The sequence below is a fragment of the Desulfovibrio sp. 7SRBS1 genome, assembly GCF_049723905.1.
Taxonomy (GTDB): Bacteria; Desulfobacterota; Desulfovibrionia; order Desulfovibrionales; family Desulfovibrionaceae.
On the sequence record NZ_JBJKFD010000001.1, the window covers coordinates 919,756 to 946,556 of the forward strand.

The window sequence follows — 26,801 nt, forward strand, 5'->3', positions numbered from 1 at the left end:
TCCTAAAGAAAAAGCGTTCTGCCCGTTCATAGAAAATAAAATAATCGCCCTCCTGCCGGTGGTTCACGGAGACAAGATGGATGCTACTCCATGGGCAACCTCCTCTCCATCTTTAATGGGACAGCCAGCATTTTTTATCGACAGAGCAGACGACGTCTGCTCCAATGAACGCCACAAGTTTATTCGGGCAATGGGAAACTCCCCACAGCCCGATCTATATTGAAACCACCCCGGAATCTCCCGGGCTGGAGGTGTGAGAAAGCCTGCTTGCCCCGTTTTTTATCATAGCCAGACAGACCTTAGGAAGAATGACTTCAGTCATGGTAATCCACATTTGCGATCATCTAGACATAAACAACCAATTTATGACTCCCTGGCAGGGAGCGGGAGGCAACAATGGAACATAAGCTGACATGGTACGGCCACTCCAATTTCAAACTGGAAACAGAAAACAAACAGACATTCGTATTCGATCCTTTTTTTACTGGTAACCCTTCTGCTCCGGTGGATGCAGCTGTCATTAAACGGGCTGACGCGGTCCTCATAACCCATGACCACGACGACCACATAGGACAGGCGATCGAGATATGCCAATCAACTGGTGCGCACTGTGTTGGAGTATTTGACACGATCAAAAAACTCACAGGGCAAGGGCTTCCGGACAACGGCATTGGCATGAACGTTGGAGGAACGGTGATGGTAGGTGAAACCTCCATCCATATGGTACAGGCTGTTCATTCAACAGCTAGTGGAGTGGCGACAGGTTACATCCTGACATTGAATGACGGACTGTGCCTTTATCATGCGGGGGATACCGGGTTGTTCTCAAGCATGGAATTATTCGGCCTTTTCAACACTATTGACGTTGCTTTGCTTCCTATTGGTGGCTGGTTCACCATGGGACCAGAGCACGCCGCTTATGCATGCAAGCTGCTCAAATGCCAAAAAGTAATTCCCATGCATTGGGGCACGTTTCCTATCTTGGAGCAAAATACGAAACCTTTTGCAAACGCCCTTGAACGGATGGCACCCGATACAGGCTTAGTGCCCATGGAGCCGGGACAAACAATCTCCATACGTAAAGAAAATGACAATCTGCAGTGCAGCTGCGAATAAATAGCTCATACTTTGTATTGCAAAAAAAGGCGGAAGTCCTCAATGGACTCCCGCCTTTTTCACTTTCAATTTTTGACTAGAGAAGGATTATTCTTTTTGAGCACTACTGAGATCGAGCTCGTAAGCCAAAATCCTTGTTCTCCGGTTTTCCAGGCCAACGCCACCTGCATAAGAATTTATGCATACGCACAGCTCATCCTGGCCGTCCGAGTCGATGTCGGCCAAACCATAGTCGACAATCGTTCCCTTGATTTCACGAGTTTTCCATGCAAGTGACAAACCTGCTCCATCCCAGAACAAAGAATGCATCTCACCAAAGGGATAGTTGCGGTACCGTTCAAAGAACTGTCCTGCCACCGACCTATTTCGGTTGACAAGAAGCTCGTACTTCCCCTTATCGGTAGAGAGCTGTGTAAGCAGCAGACGTTCCGGGAAGTAGAAGATGTCGGTGACTGGATTGTCCCGTTTAATGCCAAGGCCTGGAATCTTGACGAAAACTTCCACGCCTACAGGGGAGTTCACATACTTTCTTTCCGATTCGTACAAAACCTGATCACTCGAATCGTAAACCCGCAGGTGGTCATTGCCGTCAGCAAACAGGGTATACATACCATCTTTCGTAGGCAGATAAGCGAAGTTAAACACGTTGGCAAACGGCGGTACCTTCAGCCTTTTACCAAGTTTAACTTCATTCTGCGTAACAATAAGTTCGTACACTTCCCTGTCGAACATGTTGGTCTTGCCAACCTTCTGGCCAATAAGCAGAGGACGAAAATTCGGAGGAAGCCTTACAAGGTTGATATAGTAAGGAATCTCCTCCCGATCTACTACAAACGAGCCTTTTTTGTAGCGGAAGATAAAAGAGATAGGAGCAACATCCCGAGCATCTTCATCCAGCCTGGTGGTAATCCTATCGGTCATCCCCGTAACGATCAGCTCTTTGGCACCGTCGCGATCATAGTCAAAAGCGTTCAGCCGAACCATCTGAAAACGCCGAGGAAAGTCGTACTGCGCCACGGAGACCATTTTACGGTCTTCGATGGTGTAGGCATGCAGGCGATGGTCTTCGAGAAGAAAAACTTCACTTTTCCCATCACCATCTGCATCGCAGATAACCATATTGCCAGCAGCAAAGGGCAACGACTGGCTCTGCCAACGCCCAGGCGTTTCCGCCCCGCCCTCATACTTGAACTGAGGGTTGAGGGAAAATTCCTGTCCAGCTACACTTTCATTATAGACAAGGCCTGGATTAAGAACCTTTACAGGCTTTTCGGCCTTGTCTTTGCCCGCTGCATTGGGACGAGCGAAAATTTCTTCATTGATTTTCCCAGCCATTTTTTCCAGTTCAGGAATCAAATTCTGAACTTTGACAGTGGAGCTATTCGGCCAGGAACGTCCGTTTTTGTCTTCAACCTTTACATCCAGGCTTACATCGTCTCCGGCAACCATTGCCGTTCCCCAGATGAGGTAATCTGCATTCAACGCATCCAATTGGTTGATTACATCCATCCTGGTCTTGGGAATATTACCCTTTTCCTGAATCAGCTGCTTGTCGACAGACTGAAAATGATCCCGCCAATTCAGACGGGTGGAAAGCATATCTGCAATTCCCTGGGACAAATACGCATATTTATCTGGTCCATTGACCGTCAAAGGAAGGACTGCATATTTCTGCACCCCGGAAGAAGCCCGTGCTGCCCCAGCATATACCGCGACAGAAGCAATCACCATACAGCACAAAATACATGCGCCAACGAATCTTTTCATTCAATCCTCCAAAGAAGGCAGTGTATTCAGGAGACCCAGCCCACAACATATAGTCCGGGCTTTCTTACGAAAGAAAAAAACGCCAAGGGAAAGTGAGAAAGACTTGCCCATAGCGACAATGTTCGGGGTTCATTAGCATGACATGGTCCCAAGCGCAAAGCGTCAAAATGCGCATAACACCGTCTACCTCACACCCAATTCATTTATTTTTGTCTGTCCCCACCGTACCACCGACGAGCCCGGCAAGCTGACTACGCAACTTTTCCGCACTCTTACGCCCGATCCCCGGAATTGCAAGAAAATCCTCCACAGATGCTCCTGCCATATCCTCTAGTGAATCAAAACGTTCCCAAAATATGGATGCTGTTTTAGGGCCAATGCCTTCCAGGCTTTCCAACCGGCTGGCCATGGCCCGTCCTCTGTGTACCTTTCTCTGTCGCCCGATAACATGGTCATGCGCAGCGTCACGCACCCGCTGCAAAAAAAGAAGTTCCGGGCTACCCGGCCGAATGGACAAAGGATTCTTACGCCCTGGACGAAAGATGACATCTTCTAATTCGCCTGCTTTACGCCCAGCCTTGGCAATAGAGGCCAATTCAAACAAATCGTCCCCTCCAGCCTTGATGAGCCCCTCTTGCACCGCCGCCAACTGGCCCCTCCCCCCATCGACCAGAAGCAAGTCCGGCCATGGAGCACCTGACTCTATCCGTCGTTGAGCCCATAAATGCAAAGCAAGATAGTCATCACTCGTCCCCTCAGCCTCTTCTATGGAATAAATCCGGTTGGACTCAGGACTCGGCCTACCCATTTCAAAAACAACGACTCCCGCCCTGACGTTCAGACCGGAAAGATGGGAGATATCGACACACTCCACACGCTCTGCTGGCCTGGAAAGACGAAGAGACGAAGCAAGCAAAGTGGCCATTGAAGCATCATCATTTCCTTTATTCGCCTCAAGGGCATTATTTCTGGCCATAGCCAAGAGCTTCTTATCCAGGCCGGTCACTGGGCCCACAAGCTGCACGCTTTCTCCCCGTCTATCCGACAGAACCTGCTGCACCACACTGTTTTCCAAGCTCCATGGGAGCAATATTTCATGGGGGATGTCACGCTCTTTACCGTAAAACTGCATCAGAAATGCTTCAATAGCCTCTCCTGTGTCGTCTTCTCCAACACCAGGCCAGGAAAAAGGCCGTCCTCCGAGCAAGCGGCCCTGTCGAATAAACAATACTCCAAGACATAATCGACCATCGGCAGCAACTGCATCCACAACATCTCGATCCGAACCGCCTTCCTGCACCACGGCCTGACGCTCTACGGTGCTTTGCACAGCACGAATCTGATCGCGAAACATGGCTGCCCGTTCAAAGTCCATTTCCTGGCTAGCTTTTTCCATATCGTGTTGCAGCATGTCCAAAAGAATTCCAGACCGTCCAGAAAGCAACATCTCAACACGCCCGACAACGGCAGCGTATTCCTGTTCGTCTACATGCATCACGCACGGGGCAGGGCATTGCTGAATGTGATGATATAAACAAGGCCGAATCCGATTGCGCATGGCTTTGTCTGAACACTTGCGTAGCGGAAAGACACGATTAATCAACCGATACGTGATGCGTGCCGCATCTGCCGAGACAAACGGCCCGTAATATTGTGCCCCATCCCGAATCACCTTGCGAGTGACCATTAGCCGGGGAAATTTTGTTTTTTTGTTCAAACGGAAAAGCAGATAGCGCTTATCATCACGCAAAACGATGTTATACCGGGGCTTGTGCTTTTTGATAAGGCTTTCTTCGAGAAGAAGCGCCTCCTTCTCGGTTCCGGTCCGGAAATAGTCGATGGCAGCAATCTTGCCAACCATGACCTTGGTTTTAGGGGTATGCCGTTCTACTGCCCGAAAGTAGGAAGTCAGACGGCGTCGAAGATTCTTCGCCTTGCCAACGTAGATGATGCGCCCGGCATCATCTTTCATCATATATATACCTGGCCCAGTGGGATAATCACGAGGTTCAAAATCGTACATGTTCGGACTGATAGGACGCGGAGGGAGGATTGTCCAGCTGCTATAATAAGGATAGTCATGCAAACCGCCGCATGAAGGTACAAAAAATTGGACGGTAAAATTTTTTTTACTTTCTGCCGAAAAAATGTCGTTTTCGTCTTGCCATGGAAGTCTTCACACGGTAGAAAGTCTCTGCACCTTGGGAAAGGTGTACTCGCGTGTCAAGGTTTTGAACATTTTAGTTAACGCAAAAGAAGGAAGGTATACGCATGAAACGTTTTATCGTTCTCGCTGTAATGGCCGCCTTCGTTCTGGGCGCTTTCGGCACCGCATCCGCCGTTGAGCTCAAAACGAAAGGGTCTATGAGAATCAGCGCTAACTGGTCCAACAACAATGATTTCCTGTCCACCGAAGATAACGGCGGACACGAAGACGATTTCGCCGTTTGGCAGCGTCTGCGCGTGGAATTCTCTTTTGTGGCCAATGAAAACCTGATGGCCCGCACCCAGTTCGAAATCGGCGACACCGCTTGGGGCCGTAACGAAGGTGCCTTCGACACTGACCGCGCTGTTGTCGAAGTTCCCCGTGCTTACCTGCAGTTCCGTTGGCCCAACACCAACGTGCTGATCACTGCTGGTAAAATGCCCGTGGCCCTGCCTGATGCCGGCTACTTCGGTTCCGTCATCTTCGACGAAAACATCTCCGCCCTGACCATCAACATTCCCGTGAATGACATGATCGGCGTTCTGGTTGGTTACGCTCGCGCCCTGGACGGCGACGTCAGCGAAACGACCAAAAAGTATGACGATGAATTCGACATGGCCTTTTTGGCCCTGCCCATCACCCCCGAAGGATTCGGCGTAACGCCTTTCTTCGTGTACGGTTTCATGGGCAAGGACACCCTGGCTCGCTTCAATGGCGATACCGCTCCTTTCACCTCCTCCGCTTACATGACTGGCGCTTCCTACAAGGATAACGTCAATCCTTGGTGGGCAGGTCTGGCTCTGAACGTTACCGCTCTGGATCCCTTTGCTTTCTACTTTGACATCAACTACGGCGCCATCGACGACGATGACAACCGTAACGATCGCAAGGGTTGGTTCGCCGACCTGGCTATCGAGTACAAAGGCCTGGATTGGTTCGTACCCAGCATCTTCGGCGCTTACAGCACCGGCCTGGACGACGATCCTGACAACGGCGACGAACGTATGCCCACCATCGATGAAGGTTGGAGCGTAGGCGCATTCAACACCTGGACGGACTCCAGCTCTTTCAAGGGCACCATCGACGCTAACACCGTTGGCGCTTGGTACCTCGGCCTCCGTCTGGCCAAGATCTCCTTCATGGACAAGCTGTCCCACGACATCACCTTCTTGTACGCTCACGGTACCAACGACTCCTCCCAGGCTGGTGTTCTGGAATATGGTCGTGACCTGACCGACGACGACTCCATCTTCGAAATCGACTTGTCCAATAAGTACCAGATTTATGAAGAACTGTCCGCCATCTTCGAAATTGGCTACGTCATCAACGACTACGACAAGGACACCTGGGGTCTCGACAACAATCGTGACGCCTTCAAGGCCGCCCTCGGTCTGAAGTACAACTTCTAAATTGTTCTAGCCTGACACGCTATGAGGCCGGTACCTTCGGGTGCCGGCCTTTTTTTTGTTGATGTCCCAAACTCAAGTCGCCTTTTTTCAACAAAAAACAGTTGCAACCTTGTAGTGAACACCAACTGGAGCTAAAAAGAAACATCATAAGGAGGATATACATGTATATGTCTCTCAAGATGCGCCTGCTGCTGGTGTTTTTCATGCTTGCTCTGGTTGCCGTCTCTAAATCCGCACACTCGGTGGAGTTGAAGACAAAAGGCGAACTCAAGATGAATGCCAATTTCTGGAACAACATGAACTTTACTTCAAACCCGGGGGGAATTCCGAAGAATGACATCACCACCTACGAATCGTCAGTCCTCTGGGAGCGACTCCGCATAGATTTCAATTTTATCGCCAATAGCAATCTCAAAGCTTACGTTCAATTCGAGATAGGTGAATTTGCCTGGGGCAGTGAAGAAGGAGCTTTCGATACAGATGAGGTAGCAATTGAAGTGCCACGGTCCATGCTCCAATTTACCTGGCCTAACACAAACATCGACTTTTCCGTTGGTAAATTCGAGCTCGTCGTTCCAGCCTCCTCTTATTTTACAGGAAGTGCCATTTTTGATGAGAACATAACTGCAGCATTGATTGCCATTCCAATTACCGAGGAGGTCAGTGCCGTCCTAAACTATGCCAGAGCACTGGATGCAGATGTTGCAGAAACGGGTAAACAGTATGACGATGACTTTGACTTCGTGCTTCTGTCATTTCCTATTACTCAGGAGGGCGTTAGCGTAACGCCCTTTTTCATCTATTCCTGGCTAGGAAAAAACTGCATTAATCGAACAATTGAAGTGAAAACCAAATCGGCTTCAGATATGGCTGGCATGCTCTCAGCCGTAGGTAGTCAAACAGGACGGTACGAATCGTCAATGGTGCACCCGTGGTGGGCTGGCGCAAGCTTTGAAGCAAACGACCTTCTGGCGCCCTTTGCCCTGTACTTTGATTTCAACTACGGCCACCTTGATGACAGCAACAGCAGAAATGACCGCAAAGGCTGGTTCACGGATATTGCCATCGAATACCGAGGCTGGGACTGGTTCGTCCCCAGCCTTTTTTTCGCGTACGGTTCAGGCATGGACAGCGACATAAACAATGGAGACGAACGCATGCCCTACCTGGATGAAGACTGGGATGCTGGGACATCATGGACGGGCAACTCCCCTACCCTAAAATCCGACCTGAACACACATCCTATGGGCGCATGGTATCTAGGGGCTAAACTTGCTCAGATATCTTTTATGGACAAACTTTCGCACGACTTGATCTTTGCTTACTACCACGGGACAAACCATCAGGATATGGCTCCCTACCTGAAGTATGCAAACGACCTGACCACTGAAGACTCAGTCATGGAAGTGGACTTGTACAGCAACTACGCCATTTTCAATGAGTTAACAGCAATAGTGGAATTGGGTGTTCTCTTTCCCGACTACGATAAGGCAACCTGGAAAAAAAGTGCGCCTGCGGCAGATGAACAAAAAACGGCCTGGAAGGTTGTAGTTGGTTTGAAGTATTTATTCTGAATTTAATTTATTGGGGGCTGCTTCAATAAAAGAGCCCGAACGAGTTCAGCTCGTTCGGGCTCTTTTATTGAAAATTTCACACTCGAAATCAAAACCTACACCCCAAAATCAAGATTTGCGGGTTCGCATATCCTGCACACGCTCGGCCTTACCTTCACTGTGAGGGAGACTGCCGTGCTGTACAAGCTCTACTCGAGGAGTAATGAGAATTTCATTTTTCATGCGTTTGGCAATACGAGTCTGCAACGCCCCAAGAACTCTCATATCCTCAACGAAAATATCGTCGTTGATCTCCACCCGGATGCACATCTGGTCCATGTCCCCATCGCTTTCCAGAACGATAAGATAGTTGCTTCCAACTTCGGGCATGCTCATAAGGACCTGCTCAACCTGCATGGGATAAATGTTCACCCCCTTGAGGATAAGCATGTCGTCCGTCCGGCCCTGAATGCGGTCAATACGTCGGTGGACACGCCCACAAGGACATTCACCGGGGAGAATCCGTGTCAGATCCCGGGTACGGTAGCGAACAATGGGCATGCCATCACGCCTGATGGTTGTCAGCACCAGCTCTCCGACCTGGCCGTCTTCCACGGGTTCCAAACTTGCCGGATCAATGACTTCAAGGATGTAGGAGTCTTCCCACAAGTGCATTCCGTTTTGCTCTGGACACTCAAAAGCAACTCCCGGTCCGTTCATTTCGGAAAGTCCATAGGAGTTGTATGCCTTAATGTCGAAAATCTCTTCAATGCGCTTCCTCACCTCTTCTGTGTGAGGTTCTGCACCTATCAGAGCACGACGAAGAGGCAGACTTTTGGGATCAATCCCCTCTTTTTCCAAAAAAGAAGCAAAGTACAAGGCGTAGGAGGGAATGATGTGGACGGCAGTGACGTTAAAATCCTTAAGCAGCTTCAACTGACGTTTGGAGTTTCCCGCACCGGCAGGAATGGTCAAACACCCCAAATGCTCAGCTCCATAATGGATACCAAGGCCGCCAGTAAATAGACCGTACCCGCTCATGTTCTGGAAAACATCACTGCGACGAATGCCGATCATGTGCATGCAACGGGCCATTAGAGAAGCCCAGGTATGCAGATCTTCATCCGTATAAAATATTGCCGTAGGTGTTCCCGTAGTCCCGCTGGATGCATGCATCCGCACCATGGCGTCCTGACCAGCAGCAAGGAGGCCATAAGGATAATTGTCGCGAAGATCCTGTTTGGTTGTCAGCGGAAGCTTGCGGACGTCATCAACAGTCTTGATGGTATCTGGCGTAATGCCGTGCTCCCGGTATAGTTTTCCGTAAAAAGGGGACTTCATAGCCCTTTCCACAGTTGCCCGCAAACGCTCTGCTTGCAAAGCATTCAATTGATCACGACTCAAGGCTTCCGCAGGATCGAAATGCACAATATCCTCCTTAAAAAAACGAAGATGGCTGGGCAGAATCAGCCGGAAACGCCGTACTCGGACGGCTGAGAATAGGAAAGATCGGCAAATTTTGTACAATGCCCTATAAAAGCGAGTTCGAGTTCGCCAACGGGGCCGTTTCGTTGTTTGCCGATAATGATGTTGGCCACACCCTTTTTGGGAGATTCCTTGTTGTAGACCTCATCACGGTAAATAAACATGATGATGTCAGCATCCTGCTCGATGGCACCGGATTCGCGCAGGTCGGAAAGCATGGGGCGACGGTCGGCTCGCTCTTCCACTTTGCGGTTAAGCTGGGAAAGCGCAACCACAGGAACATCAAGTTCCTTAGCCAACGCTTTAAGATTTCGTGAAATTTCTGAAATTTCCTGCTCACGCGAATCAATACGCTTGCCCGCGCGCATGAGCTGCAGATAATCGACAAGGATCAGCCCAAGCCCTCTCTCCATTTTGAGCCGACGACAGCGGGCACGCAATTCCATAACACTGAGCGCTGGTGTATCGTCTATAAAAAGAGGCGCACTGGTCAGGATATCTCCCGCAGTATAGAGCTTATTCCAGTCATCATCGTCAAGCTGGCCAGTACGTAAACGCTTGAGATCGACATCTCCTGCAATACACATAAGCCGTTGCATGAGCTGTTCCTTGCTCATTTCCAAGGAAAAAATAGCCGTGGGCACATCCTGCACGCCATTAGTTGCGGCATTGTAAGCCATGCTCAGCGCAAAGGCTGTTTTTCCCATACTGGGACGTGCTGCCAGGATGATGAGGTCGGTAGGTTGAAGTCCCGCGGTCATCTCGTTAAGGCGGCTGAAGCCGGTGGTTACACCAGTTATAAGATCCCGGCTTGCAGCACGTTTTTCAAGCTGCTCAAAGACCGATTGCACCAAATCCTTACTGGCGGAATAGTCTTGCGCGGCATGCTGCTCGGCGACCTTAAAAACGGCCTGCTGGGCCTTGTCCACAATGCTTTCTGCATCTTCAGCAGACTCGAAACTTTCCCTGATGATCTCCATGCCCGCATTGATCAACTGACGCTTAACCGAATTCTCTTTGACAATCCGGGCATACGCCATTGCATTGGATGCGCTGACAACCGCAGAGGCAATGTCGGCTAAATACGCGTGGCCGCCTACCTCCTGCAGCTTCCCCTGCTTTTTGAGATAGTCAGCGACTGTAACCAAATCCACGGGCGTGTTGGCCGCGTAGAGGTCTTTGAAGGCATTGAAGATAATACGGTGGGTTGAGGAGTAAAAATCGTCCTCTCCCAAAAGATCAACAAGGGAGTGAAAGATACTCCCCTTCAAAAAGACCCCCCCCAGAACCGCCATTTCAGCATTGGCGTTCTGAGGGGGGATTTTACGCAGGAAGTCTTGGGGTGCCGATTCTTCTGGCATCCCGGTAGCCGGATTGTAAGAGTTTCCGGCAGGAAGTGGGCTACTACTCGGCCTGTTCTGGCTGCTCAGCTTCCACCTCGGGGGCCTCGGCAGGAGCTTCTGCAACTGCTTCGGCTGTTTCCTCGGAAACTTCTGTATCGCTGGCAGCACCACGCTTAACTACGCGAACTGTAAGTTCGGCAGTAACTTCGGCATGCAGCTTTACGGGCAGAGTGTATTCACCCAGTGCACGGATAGGTTGATCAAGCTCGATTTTTTTGCGGTCGAGATCAATACCCATTTCAGCAAGCATATCGCCAATCATGGCGCTGGTTACGGAACCGTACAGCTTGTCGCTTTCGCCAGTCCGAACTTCGATAACGACTTCGGCAGCGTTGATTTTTTCTTCAAGGCCTGCGGCCTGGCTGCGCAATTCGGCAGCCTTGGCTTCGAGCTTACGGCGTTCCTGCTCGAAAACCTTGAGATTGGACGGAGTGGCAAGAATGGCCAGCCCCTGAGGAATCAGGTAGTTCCTGGCAAAACCGGGCTTGACCGAAACTTTGTCGCCAACCCGGCCAAGGCTGTCCACATCGGAGCGAAGTACAACTTTCATATTCATGGTTCCACTCCCCCTTAAACAGATCTCTTGCGCACATAAGTAGCGTGCGTGGTGGTGTAGAAGAGGAGAGCCATCTGGCGCGAACGTTTGATCTCACGAGTGAGACGACGCTGGCACTTGGCGCAGGTACCGGTAATACGACGGGCAATAATCTTGCCACGTTCGGTCGTGTAGTCCTTCAAGATATCCGGCCGCTTGTAATCAATGGGCAGAGTCTTGTCGGCGCAGAACCGGCAGTACTTTTTCCGGGGGGAAAAACGTTTTTTGAAAGCCATGCCTACGCCTCCTCAGCAGCCGTGTACTCGTCGGCCAGCTTCACAGTAATGAATTTGAAAATACCGTCGGTGATACGCACGTTCCGTTCAAACTCGGCAACGCAACCACCTTCGGCAGCAAACTCGAAACGGTGATAGTGACCACGGGTCTGCTTTTCCACAGGATAGGCAAGCTCACGCATGCCCCAGGCATCGTCAAGGATAATCGAACCCTGTTCGCGTTCGATTACGCCTTTCAGGTTCCCCAGAATTTCCTGACGATTGTCGTCGGAAAGTTCGGGGCTAAACAAAAGAAGCGCTTCGTAATGACGCATTTGGATATATTCCTCCTTACGGGCTTTGGCCCACCCCCTAAATCGGGGGGGAGCAAGGGAGGGGGATTCTTATGTGTTTTCCTTGTCCTTGTCAAGATTGTCCTTATCTTTTTCAGGCTTTGTTTCAGACGGTTGCCAACTGCAACTGTTGTCCGCCCCTCAGCCTTTGATCCCCAAGCGGGGAAACACAAATCGATTAAGAACAAACCATATCACAACAAGTAGCAACAATCCCCAGGCATCATTCATAAAAACTCCGGCTAATCTGTATAAAAGTCCTTGATCAAAGATACAACCTTGCGCACTTCCTCATCTCCAAGTCCGGGGAAGAACGGAAGCGACAAAATCTCGTTACGCAAACGATAACTGAAATCGAGCTTGGAGACACCTGCACAATCGGCTTCCCCAAGCTTGAACATGGGCTGCATATGTCCGGGGACCGGATAATGTACGGCGGAGCCAACTCCGTGTTCTTTAAGAAAACGTCCCAAATCCGCAGCCTTGGGACAGCGAATCACATACAGATGGAAAGCATGTCTGGTTTCCGGACGGACCTTGGGAACGGTAACCGGAGTATCCAGGAGAAGCTCAGAGTATAACGCGGCAAGACGATTGCGCTCCTGTACATGGCTATCCAAACGTTTGAGCCGCTCCCGTAAAAAAGCGGCCTGCAGCTCATCCATCCGGCTGTTGACGCCCGGAACCGTGGAAACATAGCGTTCACTCTCGCCATACTGCTTGAGACGCGCAAGTTCCTCTCCAAAACGGGAACTCATACCGCAAACCATGCCTGCGTCACCCAGTGCACCCAGGTTTTTTGTTGGGTAAAAGCTATACGCTCCCATTTCCCCCATGGTTCCCGCAGGCTTCCCTTTATAGGAAGCACCATGGGCCTGGGCACAATCCTCAATAAGATACAGCCCATTTTCCTTGCATACCTGGACAAGACGATCCATGTCACACATCTGTCCGTACAAATGTACGGCAAGAACCGCCTTAGTATTTTCCGTAATAGCCTCTTCCACGCTCGCGGGGTCCAGGGTGTAATAATCCTGATCTATTTCGACAAAAGCCGGAATAAGGCCGGAGGCGAGAATGGCATGGTAGCACGGGGGGGCGGTATGCGAAGGTACAATAACCTCATCGCCCGGTTCCAGCCCAAGCGCAGTTAAAGCAAGGATAATCGCATCGGTCCCATTGGCCACGGATACGGCAAATCCCGATCCAGACCACTCCGCAAACTCTTTCTCAAAGCCCACGGCTTCCGGGCCGGACAGATACCAGCCTCGTTCAAGAACGCGTTCAAAAGCCTGGCGCAGGTCTTTTTCTTCCTCACAGAACTGACGCTTCAGGTCGTTAAATGGAATCTTCATGTACGCTTATTCCCGGTGTTGAATTCAAAGATGCCGTTTTCGAACGACGAGCAATTCCTGTCCCCGCGATACGCCTACACGTCCAAAGGCGAACCTGTCAGCATCTTGTAGATGTCCATATATTTGTCACGGGTGTTGGCAATAATCTCTTCAGGCAGATTGGGAGCTGGCGGCTGTTTGTTGAAGCCGATGTCCTTGAGGTAGTCACGCACGAACTGCTTATCAAAACTCTTCTGCGAACGGCCCGCTTCGTAATCGGCAAACGGCCAGAAACGCGAAGAGTCAGGAGTGAGGGCTTCATCAATCCAGATGATACGCCCACCACGAAAGCCGAACTCAAATTTGGTATCGGCGATGATGATTCCACAATTTTTCGCGTAGTTCCGTGCACGGCGATAAATTTCCAGGGTCAGGTCCTCAACTTCCTTGAGGGCATCTCCCCCCAGAATATCACGAGCTTGTTCCAAAGTGATATTCTCATCGTGCTCGCCCAGGTCCGCCTTTGTGGACGGGGTGAAGAGAGGTTCTTCAAGCATCTGCGATTCCAACATCCCGGCCGGCAGCTGATGCCCACAGACCTTGCCCGTATCTAGATAATCCTTCCAGCCCGACCCGGTAATGTAACCGCGAACAATGCACTCAATGGGAAGCGGCTTGGCTTTCTTGACGATAACCGAACGTCCCTGCAGCTGACTGCGGTATTTTTGGATGGCTTCAGGGAACTCATCGACATCCGCTGTAATTACATGGTTGGCAACAAGGTCCTTAAACTTATCCATCCAAAACAGGGTAATCTGGTTAAGGACTGCACCTTTGTATGGGATGGGATCAGGAAGCACGACATCGAAGGCGGAAAGCCGGTCGGTGGTGACGATGAGCAACTCATCGTCGCTTACTTCGTATATGTCACGAACCTTGCCTCGGGAAAGAAGCTTGAGTTCTGGAATATTGGTTTTAACTACGATTTCCATAGATATCCTCCGTATTGGCGCTATGGCTATAACAGGTACAGACTACTGCGTTTTACCCTAAACAGACCTTGAACCGTTTTTTATATTTTACGGCTCTCGGCAGACCGGGCATGCGCTTCCAGGCCTTCCAGACGGGCAAGTCTGGCAATTTTATCGACATTGGCGTCTATAAATTCTCTGCTTGCTGAAATGACGCTCGTCTTTTTGGTAAAAGTATCAACAGACAGGGCCGAAGAAAAACGAGCCGTGCCCATGGTGGGCAATACATGGTTGGGCCCCGCAAAATAGTCTCCGACAGGTTCAGGAGTATTCGGCCCCAAAAACACAGCCCCTGCGTTACGTATGCCCCCAAGAACATCCCAGGCATTTTCTACGACGATTTCCAGGTGTTCGGGAGCCAGAATGTTTACGGCTTCGACAGCTTGGGTGAGCCCTGGCACAGTGACTATCGCCCCCCAATCCCTCAGAGACTTGCCCGCAATTTCTGTACGCGGCAGGCTGGCTAGCTGTTTTTTCAACTCTGCAGCAACAGCCGTGGTAAGGTCTTCATTCGTGCTCACAAGCACACAGGCTGCCATGGGATCATGTTCCGCCTGAGACAGCAAATCCGCGGCAAGATGGCTGGGGTTTGCACTGCCGTCGGCCAAAACCACAATTTCACTGGGACCGGCAATCATATCGATTCCAACGGTCCCACTCACCATTCGCTTGGCAGTTGTCACGAAAATATTGCCCGGACCAGCAACGACGTCCACGGCAGGAAGACTATCGGTTCCATATGCCAGAGCAGCGATCGCCCAGGCACTGCCGACAGCAAAAACTTCCTCCAGCCCGAGCAGTTTTGCCGCAGCCAAGATGTATGGATTGACACTCCCGTCTGCCCGAGGCGGCGTTACGGCAACGATGCGTTCGACCCCGGCAACCTGAGCAGGAATTGCATTCATGAGCATGCTGGAAATAAGCGGGGTATCCCCCCCTTTTCCTCCCGGAACATAGAGTCCGGCACGTTCCACCGGCAGAATCATCTGGCCTAAGATGGTTCCATCATTGGAAGGCACAAACCAGGAATTCCGTTTTTGCCTTTCATGAAAAGCACGAATGTTGGCTGCGGATTCGCGTATGATGTCCAAATCTCCGGCAGATACCTCTTTAAAGGCATCCTCTATTGCCAGGGAAGAGACACGCAACATTTCCGCACTGAACTTTTCACAGTCAAACTTACGGGTGTATTCTACAAGGGCTTCGTCTCCCACCTCCTTGACCCTATCCAAAATGGAGCGAACCGTGCCTTCAACGCCTTGGGAGGAAGGCTGGCGGGAAGATAGCTTTGAAGCCAGTTGTTTGATAGTAATAATGCCTTCGTAGCCTATGATCTGGCAGGGCATGTTTTCTCCTTGGCTAAACCTTGAAAATGCTGATTTTACCAGCACCAAGGCTATAGCCGAGGGACTTTGAAATGTCGAGAAAACCGGGAAACGACATTTGATGCCGCTTCCGGAAATAGGTATGTGAAACAAATCAAAAGAAGAACGCGGGCACTCTCCGTCCGCTCCTCTGTATGGACCACTTGATCTTATCGGAGAAGTTCATGGCTGAATTCTGGGCTGTCGTTTTTATAATATTGTTGGTGCTTTGCCTGCTTTCCCTTATTTTTACACTTCCCGGGAACTGGCTCATGGTAGGATTGGTCGCAGTCTGGAAATGGCTTCACCCGGACATGGACAGCGGCTGGAGTTTCGTCATCATTCTTCTGGGGCTGGCAGGTTTGTCGGAAGGGTTGCAGTATGTCAGCCAAATATGGAGCGTACGCCGCTACGGCGGTTCCAAAAGAGCCAATTGGTGGTCGATCATTGGCTCCGTTATCGGCGCCATCGCACTTGCGCCAATAGCCTTTGGATTCGGGGCCATCCCAGGTGCCTTTGCCGGAGCCTATGCTGGCGGATACTTGGCAGAATTTTCCCAAGGGAAAAACCGTTCAGAAGCCCACAGGTCGGCCATGGGTGCCTTTTTCGGCTCTGTGTTCGGCATGGTCGTCAAATTCGGCATAGGTGCGTTTATGCTGATGCTGACAGCACGGCACATCTGGCCAGCCTGAACATAGCCTCATTTTTCACTTTACCTGGCAGGAACAATCGCATTACCGTGCCGGGCAAAACAGTCCGTTAATCAATTTTTGGAGTAAAATATGCACCATCAAGCGACTGAGTTCCCTACCTACCGTGGGGCCATGGAATATTTCTGTCTTGGCTGCGGCGCTCGTTTTCCAATTAACGAGCTGCATTACACCTGCCCCGAATGCGGCGGTGTATTCTTGCTGAAAGATACGACTTTCGACTCTCTCAAGGAGCGCTCTGGACAGGAATGGCGAGATCTGCTGGATGCCCGGGCAATGGCCAAGTCCCCTGCCCTCCGCGGCATTTTCCGCTACTATGAACTTATGGCTCCGGTTGCCGACCAGGAAGACATCGTCTACCTCGGCGAAGGGCAGACCCCCATAGTTTCCTTTTCCCCAACCATGAAGGACGAACTGAACGGGCAAACCGGCGGCTTCAAAAACGACGGACAGAACCCAAGCGCGTCCTTTAAAGACCGAGGAATGGCCTGCGCCTTCAGCTTTCTCAACTACCTATGCCGTACCCAGGACATAGATGAAATCCTGGCGGTATGTGCTTCCACAGGAGACACAAGTGCCGCTGCAGCCTTGTACGCTTCATATACAGGTTCGCGCATCAAGTCGGCCGTTATCCTGCCTCAGGGTAAAGTGACTCCCCAGCAGCTCGCCCAACCTCTCGGCAGCGGAGCCCAGGTTCTGGAAGTTCCCGGTGTATTCGACGACTGCATGAAGGTTGTCGAGTACCTGGCCGATAACTACCGTGTGGCCCTGCTCAACTCTAAAAACGCATGGCGTATCCTCGGGCAGGAATCATATGCCTTCGAAGTTGCCCAATGGTACGATTGGGATATGGACGGCAAATGCGTTTTTGTGCCCATCGGCAATGCAGGCAACGTAACCGCCATCATGGCCGGTTTCCTCAAGCTGCACCGTCTGGGCATCATCTCCGGACTGCCACGAATTTTCGGCGTACAGTCGCATCATGCCGACCCGGTCTATCGTTATTATAGTGTGGAAGACGCAACGGAGCGCCATTACGAGCCGGTAAAGGTCCAGGCAAGTGTTGCCCAGGCCGCTATGATTGGCAATCCTGTCTCTTTCCCTCGCGTAAAGCATTTTGCCGAACGGTTCGAAGCCATTGGCGGCAAGCGTGCTTTCCAGGTAATACAGGTAACGGAACAGGAAATCATGGACAGCATGCTCCAGGCTAACCGCAACGGTCATATCGCCTGCACACAAGGCGGGGAATGCCTGGCCGGTCTCAAGCGAGCACGGCAGCTCGGCCTTATAGATACCGAAGAAACTGCCATCCTTGATGCAACGGCACATATGCTCAAGTTCATAGGCTTCCAAGATATGTACTTCAGCAACACCTTCCCCGAAGAATATGGGGTTTCCCCTGAAACCGCCATGGCTAATGCGCCGCGTCTGGCCATCGACGCATCGGAAAAAACGGCCCTGTCCGAAAAAGAATACACTGCCAAGGCTGCAGCCAACGTAGTGTCAATGCTCGGCCTGAAAGCCAAATAAAGACTTTCTTTTCAATATGGCAAAAAAACAACGCGCAGATCATCTCGTCCATGCCCAGGGGTTGGCAGAGAGCCGGGAACAGGCAAAACGGCTGATCATGGCGGGCAAGGTTTTTATGGCCCGGGGTGAGCTGCCGGTACGGGTTGACAAGCCCGGCCAGCAGCTCACCCCGGACATGCTTTTCGAAATCCGGGGAGTGGAGCGTTTTGTGAGCAGAGGCGGCTACAAGCTGCTTACGGCCATAGAACATTTCGAACTGAATGTTGCGGGCATGGTGGGCCTAGATGCTGGTGCATCAACAGGTGGTTTTACCGACTGTCTACTGCAGCATGGCGCGTCCAGGGTTTATGCCGTGGATGTTGGCCACGGCCAGTTGCACGAACGCATGCGCACCGATGCCAGAGTCATCAATATGGAACGGACAAACCTGCGGACCGCAGGTCCAGACTTGATCCCCGAAAAAGTAGACATTGTCGTGGCAGACGTGTCGTTCATCTCTCTTACAAAAATTATCCCTCCCTGCCTGCAGTTTCACCGTCCCCAAGGACTGGTTGTGGCCATGGTCAAACCACAGTTTGAACTGGAGCCCCATCAGATAGGCAAAGGAGTGGTTAGGGACGAAGAACTGCAACTGCTGGCAGTAAAAAAAATCACCGATTTTTGCAGGGACGAGCTGGGACTCATATGCCGGGGAGTGGTACCATCCCGCATAAAAGGCCCCAAGGGAAACCAGGAATACCTCACCTTGTTTGAGTCGGAGCCCTGCGCATGATTCGTGGGGCTCTGCTCGCCATTCTTTCTGCAATATGTTTTGGGTGCATGGCTGTTCAGATTAAGCTGGCCTATGGTTTGGGAATGGATGAGTGGGATATTCTCATTTGCCGTTTTGTATTTGGCAGCCTGTTCCTTTTTCTTTTTCTTACCATTACCGGCGGCTCAAAAAGCTTCAAAATCAGCTTTCAAAAACTCTTGGCTGTTGCGGCTACGGGGATGGTCGTTTACGTAGCCCAAAGCCTTTGTTTCTCGCTTGCCCTCAAATATATATCTGCTTCAACCACCGCCCTGATCTTTTACGGTTATCCTGCAACCGTCACCCTGCTTTCCGTTCTCCTGGGGAAAGCCAAACCGACACGGACGATAGTAACAGCAGTTATCAGTGTCTCACTGGGGTGCGGGCTGGTTTTTTTCGACGCCTTTTCCAGAGGAGCACACTCGCTCGGGTTGGCTTACGCGCTTGGTGCCCTAAGTATTTTCAGCCTTAACCTGCTGATGGTGCAATGGCTTCTTCAGGGGGAAAAACCGCTGAGCATCAGCTTTTACATGATTCTATTCACCGCGGTAGGCTATTGCATTGTAGGCGGTCCCCAACGGTTGCTCAACCTTACAAATGTCCAACTTGTTCTCGGGGCGAGCTTGGGCCTTATTCCCACGGCTATGGCCATAGGCCTGCTGTATCAGGCAATAGAAAGAGTTGGCAGCGCTTACGCCTCGATTTTTTCCTCTTTTGAACCCCTTGCGACGCTTGCCTTGGCCCATTTTATACTGGGAGATTCTGTGGTCATTTTCCAAATCGTGGGAGCGGCCTTTATACTTTACGGCATTATTCTTCCAAACCTCAGGGCACTTCAAGAAAAACACAGAGTCCTCAACGCCGGAGGCATTTCCTCGTTATGACCCAATACCTTCCGACTGGCATAACCTTTCTGACGTTCATATTTCTCATCCATATTTTCGTCTGCTTCGCTTTTGCCGTACTCATCGACCGAAAACGTCGAGGCCGGCGCCAAGGGCTTTACCTTTTCCTCGGCTATTTCTATCCAATTTTCGGACTGGGTTTCGGTATCACAGCTTTGGTCAAAGGCGAGTACCCACAGGGAATATCCATGGTTGCTACCGGTATTTTTCTCTTTGCAATCTTTCGAAAAAAGGCCAAGAGAAAACGGTAGTAAAAGCCTTTGCGCACACCACAAGAAAAGCCCGGTCCGCAGAACGAACCGGGCTTTTTTAATAAATAGGGAAAAAAGCTACGACTTCGAGGGACACTTACCGGCAGCACATGGCGCCGTCGTGTTCAAGTGTTTGGGACGGGCAGCTGGATGCATCATTTTTACGCTGTCCAGACCGGAAAACGGAGTTGTCCGCCCCGTCTTGAAAGAAGTCGCAGAGATGAGCCGTTTGGACTTTCCGCCACATTTGGGGCAGGCGGGGTGTTCAACAGCATCACTCGGACCAAAATCCTCGAACTCATGTGCGCACTCAAGACAGGCATATTCATACAGAGGCATTTTTACGCTCCAGGCGTTTACTGGCTATTTTGAAAACGGCAATTGAAGGCAAAGTCGTAGATTTACCTTGCACCACGCGGATGTCAAGCTGACCGATCAAAAAAAGCCCCAGATACGAAAGTCTCAATACTCCGCATACTAGGGCAACAAAATTCTTTGAAACAAATATCTACAAATTCCCGACTACTCATCTCTCCAAGATACGCTCTACAAAAAAGAATCTCTGTATGGAGTCTGGTGGTAATTGAAGGACTCTGCGTGGTAAGGACAACTTCGGCAGTACACTGTCACTTCCCCTGCATACTTATGCACAGAAACCTTCCCCCCGCAATATGGGCACCGAAGCGTTGTCAGTGTTTTCTGAGCAAGCGTCAGCAGCGCTTTGTCACGATGGGAGCATACATTGCATATGGATCGGAAAATTCCCATAATTTGCAGCCTTGGATTCAAATTATCTCGATCCTGTTTCATATATAAGTAATAACGTAACAAAAAACAAGGCTCAAAAAAAAATCTATTCTTTACAGCCGGCGCAAAGAGTCTGGTCGAAGCATCTCCTCCCCAGCAAGACCATTTTGAATCTGCCGGAGAATCCGTTGCTTATCACGAGGAAATCGAGCACTAATGGGCAGGTAATTTGAGGCATGGTTGGCAAAAAAGAGTCCTTTGCTCAGCTCGGTGTGAACAACCAACTCATACAATTCTCGCAACATTCCCTGGCTATCAGGCAACTCAAAACGGCCGTCTTCAGCCATTGCAAACAAAGGGGTCCCGGGAACAAGCATAAGGGTCAAAGCCGCTGCCTGTTCCGGATTCATCTTGCTCAAGGCTCTGCCTGTTGCCCGTGCGTGCTCCATAGATCTAGCTGTTCCCCCCAATCCAAGGATCACGGAAACGTTACGCTTCATTCCAGCTTCGCCCGCTCGTTGCCCCTGGAGCACGATATCCGAGGCTGAGCCGTGTTTGCCCATGGCCTCAAGAGTCACATTGTCTCCCGACTCCAAGCCGATATAAACGGTGCCCAACCCCGCGCTACGCAGCTCCTTCAGCTGTGCGTCGGACTTCATTGCCAACGCCTTGGCGCTTGCATAAGAGGACACGCGTGTAATCTGCGGAAGCCTCTTCCGAATGGTTTCCAGCAGGCTGATCAATTTTGCGTGGGGAATTATCAGAGCGTCGCCATCACACAAAAAAAGCCTGCGCACAAAGGCATAGTGTTCGGCGGCATAGGCAAGGTCATCCAGAACAATCGCATCCGGTTTTATGGAAAAGCGTTTGTCTTTATAAGCACCGCAAAAAGCACATTTGTTGTGGGAACATCCCGTAGTAACTTGGAGTAGGATGCTATCCGCCTCACTTGGCGGACGAATAATTCGACCTTGGTAATCCATGCAGGAAAGATAACCGGAATTTCAAACGAAGAAAACAGGAGAAAAACGTCCTGGAAAATTCAGCCCAAATGCAGGCTCCCTAGCATCAGTATGCCACCCATAAAGAAAACAATGAGTCCTCCCAACAGGGACAAGACTCTATGCAGCAAACGATACGCCAACTCATGGTTGGTCATGGTGGCAAGTATCGCTCCCCGAAACAAGACCGTACCGACAGAAACTCCCGAAAGGGCTAATCCCATACCGAGTGAAATGGCAACCATGGCAGCATACCCGGCATGTGCAATCCCCAAAGTGACTGCAAAAATCAACACCATTGCCGCTCCAGGGCATGGAACCAAGCCTGCAGCCAGTGCCATGGCCCAAAGCCGGCCGTTCCCTTTAGATGATCCCTCTGATGACTCTAGTTCTTTTTTCCCCGCCACCAGCATATCCCACAGCGTATCGAAAATCATAAAAGCGCCTAGGCATGCAACAAGTCCAAAGCTTACAGGCTCCAGATACAACGCGCCTGCCCCAGACAATGCATTCCCTCCCCCCAAGAGCCAATATCCGCCAACCACAAGAACGGATGCCGAAAGCACATGGAATCCCATAGTAAGGAATCCAAACAGCAGTCCCAGCCATATTCTGCCGGGGCGGGTCATGAAATACCCAGCCGCCAATACTTTTCCGTGCCCCGGCCCCAACGCATGGATGAAACCATAAGCAAAAGCGAGCGCTATAAAAATCCAAAAGGACCGCCCGTAAGGATGGGCAATAATATCATCCGCCTTATCCGCCATGGTGTTGCGAATTACCAACTGCCACCGAGTAACAACATGAATGGCATGGCTGACAAAGGAAGGAAGCGGTATATCATTACCGGACACCTTCGCTCTCAGTCCCTTCTGCCCCTCCGAAGCTGAACGCGCGGAAGTGAATGGATTGCCCTGTGCCGAGCCTTTTGTGACAGTGATACAACACATACAGATGCACAAAAAAAGCGGAAGGATACGCATCATTTGAGTTTGAACCTGATAATTGCAGCACTTGGGATAATCTGCCCATGAAAATATGCCATGCTGGGAACTTCTTCCATAGTTGTCTCAACTATGAACCTGTCTGTCAGCCCTTGGAGGCTGATCCCTCCTTGCGAGTCGTCCAGCCCCACCTCATCCTTAAATCTATCAAAGTCCCCTGGATTGGCTGGAGCGTTATTTGCTGCGAACTGTGGATCTGCAAGAGGATCGATTCCAGCTCCGTCGCTACCTGGTGTGCATACAAACAAACAAGTGTAAAATGTGACGTCGTACGATGCCACAGCTGCCGTATGAAATTTCTTTCCGGCCTCGATGTTTAACGGAAGAAAGAACTCATAGACCATCTTCCCCTTTTCCAGATAGGCGTCAAAATCCATGGCATTTTGCAGCTGCTGCATTTTCCCGTCTACCTGGACATGGGTAAAGTAGTCATACTCACTCAGCAAACTGAAACTCTTTGTCCGAAGAGCTTCAATTTCAGCCTCATCCAATTTCCCGTCATGATTTTCATGTATAAAATCCAGGATTGTAACAGTCAGCATGGGGTCCATCCGCCATTTTTGCCGAACCCCAGCCAACCCTTTTTCATCAAAAACAGCAGTCAAGTAAGTTTCTACAAAGGCATGGGGATGAGCAAAAGCGTGCCCGCTCTCCAAAAGGACAAGAAATAAAGTAACTAGAAGGCACGCCCCACCCCGCCAAGAAATACAGAATCGCATGTAAATTCCTGTTGTTATTGTTTGGAAGGCCCCAATACAATGTATATAAAATGACTGCAATACACCCTTCAAATCCCCGCTCAGGGCATCCTCAAATAAAAAAAGTATGCCTACTTTTAAAGCAACAACACGCCCAACAAAGTACACTCATCATCTTATGGTTCATTTTTTCTATTGATTTTAAAAATGAAGATATGTATCAACCACTGATTGCTGAAATTGATTATCACAACCATACTCATATACAAACAAGGAGACGCAGATGACCTTGTTGAGCGACATTCCCCCTGGCAGACAATGCTGCATACGGAAACTACGGGCCAAAGGCTGCCTTGGAAGGCGACTTATGGACCTTGGATTTCACCCTGGAGTTCGGGCAAAAGTTTTGAGGAATGCTCCTCTCCTGGATCCAGTTGAAATCATGATCAATGGAAGTCTCCTCAGCATCCGACATGAAGAAGCCAGACAGGTGGAGGTAGACGACAAATGAGTAAGCCCATTCTGGCAGCTTTGGCCGGTCAACCCAATTCCGGCAAATCGACACTCTTCAACATGCTCACCGGCGCACGTCAGCATGTAGCCAATTATCCAGGCGTTACCGTAGAGAAAAAGGCGGGCGTCTTCGTCCATGAAGGACGCAAAGTCGACCTTATTGACCTTCCCGGGACATACAGCCTTACTTCCTACTCTTTGGAAGAGCGGGTTGCCCGTGATTTTATCCTCAATGAGCACCCCTCGGTCGTCACCAACGTGCTGGATGCATCCAATCTTCGCCGTGGACTGGCCTTCAGCCTGCAGCTTCTGGAATTGGGTGTTCCTTTGGTGCTGGTGGCGAACATGATGGATATTGTAAATAAACGTGGTGCCAAACTCGACTTACCCAAACTTTCCCAACAACTGGGAGTCCCTGTTGTCGGATCCAATGCTCAAAAAGGAGAAGGCGTTGCTGAAACCGCAAGCGCTATAGTTTCAGCTTCCGAAAATCCTCAGGTACCCTCTATGCGGGTCGACTACGGCCCCATGACGCCACACCTGGACACACTGGAGCAAGCGCTCCAGGGCATTGAGACAGATGTGCCCCACCGCTGGCTGGCCATCAAACTCATGGAAAACGATGCAGGAGTACGCGAACTGATATCCAAATATATCCCTGCTCCGGACGATATTCTCTCCACCGCTGCCCGCGAAAGAGAAGCCTTTGAAGCAGCATACGACTTGGATCCGGAAGTACATACTGCCCATTGCCGCAACGAAACGGCAGACGCTCTCGCCCAAGAATGCACTCACAGTACAGATGATAAAGGCGACACCTTTTCGGACCGCATCGACGCCATTGTCTGCCACAGAATTTTAGGGCCACTGGTCATGCTGGGTGTGATTCTCCTGCTCTATTACCTCGCTATCGACGTAGGCTACAAGCTTACCGAGCCCCTCATCGGCTGGCTTCTTGCTGCCAAGGCAAGCATTCTCTCGCTGCTGCCAAATGCCGGAATGATTGAAGACCCAATGATCAGATCACTGGGGATCTGGTTTATGGACAGCATGATTGCTCTGTTAACATATATACCTATATTTCTAATACTCTTCGGGCTGATCGCTATATTGGAAGACAGCGGTTACATGCCACGCATGGCGTTCATGCTGGACAGGCTGTTTCGAAACTTTGGTCTGCACGGACAATCGACCCTGCCGCTCATTCTCGGCGGAATATACATGGGTGGTTGTGCGGTCCCAGGCGTAATGGCAACCAAAGGCATTCCTGATGAGCGCGCCCGTATAGCCACAATTCTAATCGTCCCGATGATGAACTGCCTGGCGAAAGTACCGCTTTACGTCCTGCTGATCTCCGCTTTTTTCAGCCAGACCAAAACACTCGCCATGTTTTTCATTTCAACGGTGACGATATTCATGGCACTCCCGGTTGCCAAGATTCTGAGTCTCACCCTGCTCAAGGACAAAGAAACTGCACCATTCCTCATGGAAATGCCGACATATCACATTCCCACCTTACGGACTGTGGCTGGCCGTGCCGTGGAACGGACCTGGCTGTTCCTCAAAAAAATCGTCACCATTGTGGCAGCGGTTTCAGTCATTATCTTCGCCCTTCTGCAGTACCCAGGAATTACGCAGGAAAATATAGGGAAATATCAGGAACAATGGGACCGTGCCGTGACCACCTTTGAAAAGAAAATCGGCTCCGGCAATATATACGCCCCTGCACTCTCCAAGGACGGCCTTGGCCGCTTTATTCTGTACAGTGAAAATTACAAACAAGCACGTATGGGAGTTACAGACCAGGAGGCTGCAAACAAAATATTTGAAGAATATCAGCAGCAGAATCCCACCTTTGCGGCATTGCTCAAGCCCGCCAAAGCAGACAAAGACGCCAAGAAAGTCAAACAGGCAATGCGGGGTGTGATCAAGACACGTAAAAAAATACGGCTGACCATGCACAAGGAGCGACTGAATTCGAGTTTTCTGGGTCGATTGGGCGAATCCCTGACCCCTATCACCAAGTACGCCGGATTCGACGCCAAAGTGAATATATCGTTGCTGGCTGCGTTTGCCGCCAAAGAGAGTACAGTTTCTACCCTTGGCGCACTCTACACCTCAGACGTTGCCAACCAGTCCCTTGATTCCAGAATTCAGGACTCCAGCACCGGTTTTACCCCGTTGCACGCATTGGCTTTAATGTTGTTCATGGCTTTATATCCGCCCTGCATTGCCACTTCGATTATGGTTAAAATCCAGTCCGGATCTTGGAAGTGGATGGCCTTTTCCATTTGCTACCAGATGTTTCTAGGACTTGGAGTGGCCACTCTGGTTTACTCAGGAGGAGTTTTCTTTGGACTTAACGGCCTGCAGGCTATGGGCGCATTCTATGCTCTGGCCGTAGCTGTAACCCTGGCGACAGGATTATATAACCCTTCCCCATCACCGCAACCATTACCCAACAAGGAGATGCACGCATGAAAAAATGCAAATTCACCGCAATCCTGGCCCTGATGGCCCTTCTGGCAACTGCCTCCGTAGCAATGGCTCATACCCCCCTGTGCAATTGTTTCGACAATGGCGATGGCACCATCACATGCGAAGGCGGATTCTCTGATGGTTCATCAGCTGCAGGTGTTCAAATGACGGTTCTCGATGCATCGAAAAAGACGCTGGAGGAAGGCAAGATGAATGAATTCAGCGAATTCTCCTTTAAAAAGCCTGCTGGTGACTACACGGTCCGTTTTTATGCTGGCGAAGGGCATGAAGTGTTGGTCGAAAGCAAGAACATCGTCGAGTAAAAGACCTTGGGAATAATGCA

The 26,801-nt window shown here is 50.5% G+C and carries 24 protein-coding genes; 10 read left to right on the forward strand and 14 right to left on the reverse strand.

Going from position 1 to position 26,801, the window contains the following annotated elements; all coding sequences use genetic code 11:
- Positions 1-396 precede the first annotated feature (396 nt).
- Positions 397-1,116 (forward strand): metal-dependent hydrolase, encoded by a 720-nt coding sequence (locus ACI0FJ_RS04570; RefSeq protein ID WP_424299623.1) that lies wholly within the window; start codon positions 397-399, stop codon positions 1,114-1,116.
- Between the two features lie 87 nt (positions 1,117-1,203).
- Here ACI0FJ_RS04570 and ACI0FJ_RS04575 read toward each other — a convergent pair whose 3' ends face one another.
- Both ACI0FJ_RS04575 and uvrC read right to left on the reverse strand, forming a co-directional pair.
- The gene (locus ACI0FJ_RS04575; RefSeq protein ID WP_424299626.1) at positions 1,204-2,883 is read right to left on the reverse strand and encodes an FG-GAP repeat domain-containing protein; all 1,680 of its coding nucleotides are present in this window, start codon (positions 2,881-2,883) and stop codon (positions 1,204-1,206) included.
- A gap of 199 nt (positions 2,884-3,082) precedes the next feature.
- On the reverse strand, positions 3,083-4,906 hold the full coding sequence (uvrC, locus tag ACI0FJ_RS04580) for an excinuclease ABC subunit UvrC (RefSeq protein WP_424299629.1): 1,824 nt from the start codon (positions 4,904-4,906) through the stop codon (positions 3,083-3,085).
- A gap of 248 nt (positions 4,907-5,154) precedes the next feature.
- Here uvrC and ACI0FJ_RS04585 point away from each other — a divergent pair, with 248 nt between their 5' ends.
- Both ACI0FJ_RS04585 and ACI0FJ_RS04590 read left to right on the forward strand, forming a co-directional pair.
- Positions 5,155-6,498, forward strand: a complete 1,344-nt coding sequence (locus ACI0FJ_RS04585) for an outer membrane homotrimeric porin (RefSeq protein ID WP_424299632.1) — start codon at positions 5,155-5,157, stop codon at positions 6,496-6,498.
- A 161-nt stretch (positions 6,499-6,659) separates the two neighbouring features.
- Positions 6,660-8,072, forward strand: coding sequence for an outer membrane homotrimeric porin (locus tag ACI0FJ_RS04590; protein ID WP_424299634.1), 1,413 nt, complete (start codon positions 6,660-6,662; stop codon positions 8,070-8,072).
- A 108-nt stretch (positions 8,073-8,180) separates the two neighbouring features.
- Here ACI0FJ_RS04590 and ACI0FJ_RS04595 read toward each other — a convergent pair whose 3' ends face one another.
- The 8 genes from ACI0FJ_RS04595 to hisD all read right to left on the reverse strand — a co-directional run bounded on the left by ACI0FJ_RS04595 (position 8,181) and on the right by hisD (position 15,813).
- Positions 8,181-9,479 (reverse strand): phenylacetate--CoA ligase family protein, encoded by a 1,299-nt coding sequence (locus ACI0FJ_RS04595; RefSeq protein ID WP_424299637.1) that lies wholly within the window; start codon positions 9,477-9,479, stop codon positions 8,181-8,183.
- A 38-nt stretch (positions 9,480-9,517) separates the two neighbouring features.
- Complete coding sequence (gene dnaB, locus ACI0FJ_RS04600) at positions 9,518-10,897, reverse strand: replicative DNA helicase (RefSeq protein ID WP_424306482.1); 1,380 nt, start codon at positions 10,895-10,897, stop codon at positions 9,518-9,520.
- 43 nt (positions 10,898-10,940) lie between these two features.
- Complete coding sequence (gene rplI, locus ACI0FJ_RS04605) at positions 10,941-11,489, reverse strand: 50S ribosomal protein L9 (protein WP_424306484.1); 549 nt, start codon at positions 11,487-11,489, stop codon at positions 10,941-10,943.
- Between the two features lie 20 nt (positions 11,490-11,509).
- The gene (rpsR, locus tag ACI0FJ_RS04610; protein ID WP_424299640.1) at positions 11,510-11,770 is read right to left on the reverse strand and encodes a 30S ribosomal protein S18; all 261 of its coding nucleotides are present in this window, start codon (positions 11,768-11,770) and stop codon (positions 11,510-11,512) included.
- 2 nt (positions 11,771-11,772) lie between these two features.
- Entirely contained in the window at positions 11,773-12,084 is a 312-nt protein-coding gene (gene rpsF, locus ACI0FJ_RS04615) for a 30S ribosomal protein S6 (RefSeq protein ID WP_424299643.1), read from the reverse strand.
- Positions 12,085-12,344: 260 nt separating this feature from the next.
- Positions 12,345-13,457, reverse strand: a complete 1,113-nt coding sequence (locus ACI0FJ_RS04620; RefSeq protein ID WP_424299646.1) for a DegT/DnrJ/EryC1/StrS family aminotransferase — start codon at positions 13,455-13,457, stop codon at positions 12,345-12,347.
- A gap of 74 nt (positions 13,458-13,531) precedes the next feature.
- Positions 13,532-14,428: a phosphoribosylaminoimidazolesuccinocarboxamide synthase gene (locus tag ACI0FJ_RS04625; RefSeq protein ID WP_424299649.1), complete on the reverse strand. Its 897-nt coding sequence runs from the start codon at positions 14,426-14,428 to the stop codon at positions 13,532-13,534.
- An 80-nt stretch (positions 14,429-14,508) separates the two neighbouring features.
- Complete coding sequence (gene hisD, locus ACI0FJ_RS04630; RefSeq protein WP_424299652.1) at positions 14,509-15,813, reverse strand: histidinol dehydrogenase; 1,305 nt, start codon at positions 15,811-15,813, stop codon at positions 14,509-14,511.
- A 203-nt stretch (positions 15,814-16,016) separates the two neighbouring features.
- On the opposite strand from hisD, the gene ACI0FJ_RS04635 reads away from it, so the two are divergent.
- From ACI0FJ_RS04635 to ACI0FJ_RS04650, 4 genes are all read left to right on the forward strand, one after another.
- A complete protein-coding gene (locus ACI0FJ_RS04635) occupies positions 16,017-16,523 on the forward strand; it encodes a DUF456 domain-containing protein (RefSeq protein WP_424299655.1) in 507 nt (168 codons plus the stop codon).
- Positions 16,524-16,613: 90 nt separating this feature from the next.
- On the forward strand, positions 16,614-18,071 hold the full coding sequence (gene thrC / locus ACI0FJ_RS04640; protein WP_424299658.1) for a threonine synthase: 1,458 nt from the start codon (positions 16,614-16,616) through the stop codon (positions 18,069-18,071).
- A gap of 16 nt (positions 18,072-18,087) precedes the next feature.
- A complete protein-coding gene (locus tag ACI0FJ_RS04645; RefSeq protein WP_424299661.1) occupies positions 18,088-18,843 on the forward strand; it encodes a TlyA family RNA methyltransferase in 756 nt (251 codons plus the stop codon).
- The gene (locus tag ACI0FJ_RS04650; protein WP_424299664.1) at positions 18,840-19,745 is read left to right on the forward strand and encodes a DMT family transporter; all 906 of its coding nucleotides are present in this window, start codon (positions 18,840-18,842) and stop codon (positions 19,743-19,745) included. The genes ACI0FJ_RS04645 and ACI0FJ_RS04650 overlap by 4 nt, the downstream gene beginning before the upstream one ends.
- Before the next feature lie 350 nt (positions 19,746-20,095).
- Here ACI0FJ_RS04650 and ACI0FJ_RS04655 read toward each other — a convergent pair whose 3' ends face one another.
- The 4 genes from ACI0FJ_RS04655 to ACI0FJ_RS04670 form a co-directional block, all read right to left on the reverse strand.
- Positions 20,096-20,356 (reverse strand): FmdB family zinc ribbon protein, encoded by a 261-nt coding sequence (locus ACI0FJ_RS04655; protein ID WP_424299667.1) that lies wholly within the window; start codon positions 20,354-20,356, stop codon positions 20,096-20,098.
- Positions 20,357-20,877: 521 nt separating this feature from the next.
- A complete protein-coding gene (locus ACI0FJ_RS04660) occupies positions 20,878-21,747 on the reverse strand; it encodes a radical SAM protein (RefSeq protein ID WP_424299670.1) in 870 nt (289 codons plus the stop codon).
- A 59-nt stretch (positions 21,748-21,806) separates the two neighbouring features.
- Entirely contained in the window at positions 21,807-22,619 is an 813-nt protein-coding gene (locus ACI0FJ_RS04665; RefSeq protein ID WP_424299673.1) for a nickel/cobalt transporter, read from the reverse strand.
- Between the two features lie 128 nt (positions 22,620-22,747).
- Complete coding sequence (locus ACI0FJ_RS04670) at positions 22,748-23,635, reverse strand: DUF1007 family protein (RefSeq protein WP_424299676.1); 888 nt, start codon at positions 23,633-23,635, stop codon at positions 22,748-22,750.
- Between the two features lie 115 nt (positions 23,636-23,750).
- Here ACI0FJ_RS04670 and ACI0FJ_RS04675 point away from each other — a divergent pair, with 115 nt between their 5' ends.
- The 3 genes from ACI0FJ_RS04675 to ACI0FJ_RS04685 are packed head-to-tail and all read left to right on the forward strand — an operon-like array spanning position 23,751 to position 26,781.
- Positions 23,751-23,978, forward strand: a complete 228-nt coding sequence (locus ACI0FJ_RS04675) for a FeoA family protein (protein WP_424299679.1) — start codon at positions 23,751-23,753, stop codon at positions 23,976-23,978.
- Complete coding sequence (gene feoB, locus ACI0FJ_RS04680; RefSeq protein WP_424299682.1) at positions 23,975-26,461, forward strand: ferrous iron transport protein B; 2,487 nt, start codon at positions 23,975-23,977, stop codon at positions 26,459-26,461. The genes ACI0FJ_RS04675 and feoB overlap by 4 nt, the downstream gene beginning before the upstream one ends.
- On the forward strand, positions 26,458-26,781 hold the full coding sequence (locus tag ACI0FJ_RS04685; RefSeq protein WP_424299685.1) for a hypothetical protein: 324 nt from the start codon (positions 26,458-26,460) through the stop codon (positions 26,779-26,781). The genes feoB and ACI0FJ_RS04685 overlap by 4 nt, the downstream gene beginning before the upstream one ends.
- The last annotated feature ends 20 nt before the right edge of the window (positions 26,782-26,801 follow it).